Source organism: Wolbachia endosymbiont of Atemnus politus (assembly GCF_013309895.1).
Genome location: NZ_JAAXCS010000102.1, coordinates 1 through 4,432 on the forward strand (window position 1 = coordinate 1; position 4,432 = coordinate 4,432).

Annotated in this window: 4 protein-coding genes; 1 reads left to right on the top strand and 3 read right to left on the bottom strand. The window is 35.5% G+C overall.

Annotated features, from left to right (window positions below):
* Positions 1-397 precede the first annotated feature (397 nt).
* From wmk to mutL, 3 genes are all read right to left on the bottom strand, one after another.
* The gene (gene wmk / locus HET73_RS06075) at positions 398-1,339 is read right to left on the bottom strand and encodes a WO male-killing family protein Wmk (RefSeq protein WP_174134189.1); all 942 of its coding nucleotides are present in this window, start codon (positions 1,337-1,339) and stop codon (positions 398-400) included.
* A gap of 72 nt (positions 1,340-1,411) precedes the next feature.
* Entirely contained in the window at positions 1,412-1,534 is a 123-nt protein-coding gene (locus tag HET73_RS09120) for a hypothetical protein (RefSeq protein ID WP_281356047.1), read from the bottom strand.
* A 72-nt stretch (positions 1,535-1,606) separates the two neighbouring features.
* The gene (gene mutL, locus HET73_RS06080; protein WP_174134190.1) at positions 1,607-3,445 is read right to left on the bottom strand and encodes a DNA mismatch repair endonuclease MutL; all 1,839 of its coding nucleotides are present in this window, start codon (positions 3,443-3,445) and stop codon (positions 1,607-1,609) included.
* 306 nt (positions 3,446-3,751) lie between these two features.
* Between mutL and HET73_RS06085 the strand changes: the two genes are divergently transcribed.
* A partial coding sequence (locus HET73_RS06085; protein WP_174134191.1) for an Rpn family recombination-promoting nuclease/putative transposase occupies positions 3,752-4,432 on the top strand: 681 nt, incomplete at its 3' end.

Here is a 4,432-nt window from a genome sequence, read left to right on the forward strand (position 1 = left end):
GGCGGCAGACAGAGTGCGGCCCACGCCAGCGAGCGCGATGGACGCCCGCCACCATATCCACATGTAATTCTTTCTGTATTGTATAACGATGTAAATAAATTATATTAATCATTAGCAGCCAGTAGCTATCAATAGAGATGACAACACTTAGTGGTTCCTGACATCAGCGCCCCCTTAACAAGTTGGATTACCACGGAACATCCAACAAGACGGAACAACATAAGAAGTTGGACACATAACACGTATAATTTTTTTACTTTTTGCGTAGCTTTTTTTGAAACCATACCTTATTTTACAGAAAAAACCACACTTATTGTAACATAAAATTTTATTAAAGTCTATATTTTTTTCACGAGCTCTGTATGAAAATTTTTGCTATGGATGCCTTTCAAGTTGCTCAGCCAGTTATCTCGGGAATAATATCGATGGGGATGCCCAACATAAGCAGATTATTTGCAACTTCGATTCCCTCTACTTTATCAATTTTTTCTTTGTGCATTTGCCTTCTTTGCGATAAGAATTCTACCCATATATCCAGTTCATCTCGTGATTCTTGATTGTCAATTTTTTTTAATTCTCTCCTTGCACTTAATAGCTCACTTTCTGCTTCCTCATAATTACCTTCTTTCTTTGGCTCAATCATCAGATTTTCTGCATCTACTGATAACTTTTCTGCTGCTCTACATGCAACCTCACTCAACAAGGTACTCTTCCCTTGTTCATAGTTATGTACTTGTGAACGCGCTACACCAAGCCACTCCGCTAATTCCTCTTGTGTACGTTCCTGTATTATCCTCCACTTCAACATCTCTTGTCCCTCCTTGTGGCGCTTAAAGACAACAGGCTCTTTATTATCATATTCATCAGCTGATAATCCAGTTGCTCGGTAGATAATATCAGCATCAAATCCTGCCTTGAGCATATTCTTTGCCATTTTTATTCTTGCTGCTTCTACATTACTTTTCTCTTGAGCTTGGATAAATTTAGTTAATGCATTAATTGCTTTGCGCGGTTCTCGACCCGTTGTGTTTATGTATTTTTCTACGAAGTTGTATGTCGCTTGTATTTTATCTTTATCAAAACAACTACTCTCTCTTAGTGGTTTTCGTCCAGGAAGCAGATTACTCATAGAAACTGGCAATGCATTTGCTAAGCATCTTAAATCTTTAGTTGGAATCCCACACTTTCCTTTTACATACCTCAGTAGCGTGTGATATTCTATGCCTGTTTTATTTGCTAAATCTTTTACAGTATATTTCCGCTTTAATATCCAGCTTCTTATATTCTCTGCTATTTTATATCTTGTGAGAATAGTACGCTTATTATAGTTAACGGTCACTCTTTTCCACAAAAATAAACATTACACAGGTTAACATAAATTTGCTACTAAATTCGAGTTCTTTATGATATGTTAATGTTTTTTTGCTACTAAATTCATAATATCCATTATCGCAATAGCTACTTTACTCAACTTCTTTAGCTTATCTATACCGCTTCTTGAATCTCTAGGTGTATTTTTAACCTCATTTAGCACTTCGCCATAAAGACCTCATTATGCACAACGCTCTTTTAGCTGTTTGGGAGTTTTAGATAGAAATTCTGCTAGCTACCTCCTCTCAAACAATTTTTCAATATCACTTAGTTTCATTTCTATATAAGTCGGCCTTCCGTGGTTACATTGGTCAGAATATGGCGTTTCTTCCATTTGTCTCAGCAGCTCATTCATCTCTTCTAACCTCATTTTTCTACCTGCTCTAATTGACCCGTGGCACGCGATTGTAGCCAATATTTTGTTCACTTTATCCTCTATAGGTAGTGTGTCTTCTATCTCCGTTAATCTATCAACTATATTAATTAGCATCTCTTTTACATCTATTGCCCTCAAAATCGCAGGGATTTCCCTTACTACGACCTTATTTTCCGATTTGATTTCAATATCAAAACCTATTTCGAAAAGCTTATTTTTATAAACCTCTATCATCTCCATTCCAGCTTGGTTTTCGATTTGAACCACTTCAGGAAGGAGCAATTTTTGTTTTTTTATGCTTGTTTTTTGTTTTAAGCACTCATACACTAACCTCTCATGGGCTGCATATTGATCGACTACAACTAGTTTGTCTCGAGCCTCAGCAATTATATAAGTATTGTAGACCTGGCAGTGTGCAAACCCTAGAGGATGGCTCTCTATTAGATTAACTTGTTCCTTTTCCAGAATCATTGTTTCTGCTTGTGGTAGGGGCTTTTGCATACTAGTAAAAGATTCAAACCGTTCTGATAAGCCTTTTACCTCCACATTTGGAGCGTTAAATTCTTTCATTAGCCGATTTTCTAAATGGCTTGGCCTTCTTTCGTAAAATTCTTTCTGACTTTTTGCTTCTTTGTTTTCCTGAGTATTAACACTTCCTTGACTCTCATTAACAAAAGGTGGATTTAGCTCCTCTTCAATACCTCTCATTGTGCCTATTCTCGTCGACAATCCCTTAATTAACCCTCTCCTCACTATTTCATATATTAGCCTCTTATTCTGAAATCTTACTTCTGATTTATTTGGATGCACATTTACGTCTACTTGATCATATGGTACTTCTAAATGTAACACTGCAAAAGGATATCTACCGCTTGGAATAAAGTCGTGATACGCATATCTAATCGCACCAATAAGTAGATTATCTTTTATTGGCCTTCCATTAACAAACGTATGGATCATATCAGACTTACCACGATTGACAGTCGGTTTACAGATGTGCCCTATAAGTTTGACACCGTCTTCTTCTTCATTAACCTCCAGAGCATTTTCCTGAAACTCTTTTTCTATTTCACATAGTCTACTAAATAACGAGGTTTGCTTAGCGTATTTTAAGAGCTTTTTATTACCTGAAATGAGACTAAACCCTATTCTATAATTTATCATTGCTAAGTTGTTTACTATATCAACTATAGCTTGTGTTTCTGCTCTTTCGGTTTTCAGAAATTTTAGCCTATTTGGTGTGGCAAAAAACAAATCACGAACTTCAATATGTGTACCTTGCGATAAAGAGTAAGGCATTACATCTCCTACTTTTTCTCCACCCTCATATCTTATAGACCACGCTTCATTTGCTCTGATTGCTTTAGACGATAACTTTATTCTACTTACTGCTGCTATTGAAGGCAGAGCTTCCCCTCTAAAGCCAAGGTGTTTGATTTCTATTAACTCATTATCACTTAATTTTGAAGTAGCGTGGCGCATAAACGCAAGTTCTAAATCGTCCTTTTCTATTCCATTTCCATCATCTATCACAGTAATAAGATTGCGTCCACCGCTTTCTATTTTGATCTCTATTTCTGAACTTCCAGCATCTATTGCGTTCTCCATTAATTCCTTCACTACACTTGCTGGTCTCTCAATTACCTCTCCCGCTGCTATACGGTTTATTGTTTTTGTATCTAAAAGAATTATTGCCATCTACTTACCCTCTTTTTGCCTATATTAAAAGATTTAACATGAATTTACTACTGAAAATGTTGACTCCAATTTCTTTATTATGTAAAAGGTGTGGGCTCATTTTTTTGAACCGACGTTTTTGAAGCCGTTAAATTTGGGCTTTTAAGGGGGTAATTGCAAAAAAAGGACATATAAAGTATTATTCTAAGGTCGTCTATGAAGGGCGTTTTTTCTTTACAAAGTTTAAAAAACTAAGATTTTGATAAAAAACTTGAATATTTCTTCAGAATTGTGTATAATTATTAATGCTTTTCTACTTATTTTCTTATGGCTCTTTCGAAGTTTCTTGATGTTAAAAATGACGTTGCATTTCGGCGTATCTTTGGTACTGAAAAGAATAAAGACATCCTAATTCACTTCCTCAATGATGTTCTGGGTTTTACTGGCAAAAGTGCAATAAAGGATATAGAATTTTTAAGTACCATTCAAGACCCTGATATTGCCGCCAAAAAGCAAAGTATTGTTGATGTTCTTTGTAGAGATGAAAATGGGCTGCAAGTGATAATCGAAATGCAGGTCGCTAAAACCAAGGGCTTTGAGAAACGCGCTCAGTACTACGCAGCTAAAGCATATTCTAGACAGGCTGATAAAGGTGATCAATATCATGACCTTAAAGAAATTATCTTTATTGCTATAGCAGACTGTATTTTATTTCCTGATAAGTCTGAGTACAAATCAAAGCACACTATTCGAGATGAAGATACTAATGAACATGATCTAAAAGATTTTTACTTTATATTTATTGAATTGCCAAAATTTCCAAAGACTAAGGAAGATCAGCTCTCAAATATAGTTGAAAAATGGGTATATTTTTTTAAGTACGCAGATGAAACCAGTGAAGAAGAATTGGAAAGGATAATAGGAAGTGATATAATAATCAAAAAAGCGTATGAAGAGCTAAATAGATTCAATTGGTCAGAAAAGGAATTTATAGCCTATGAACAAGAG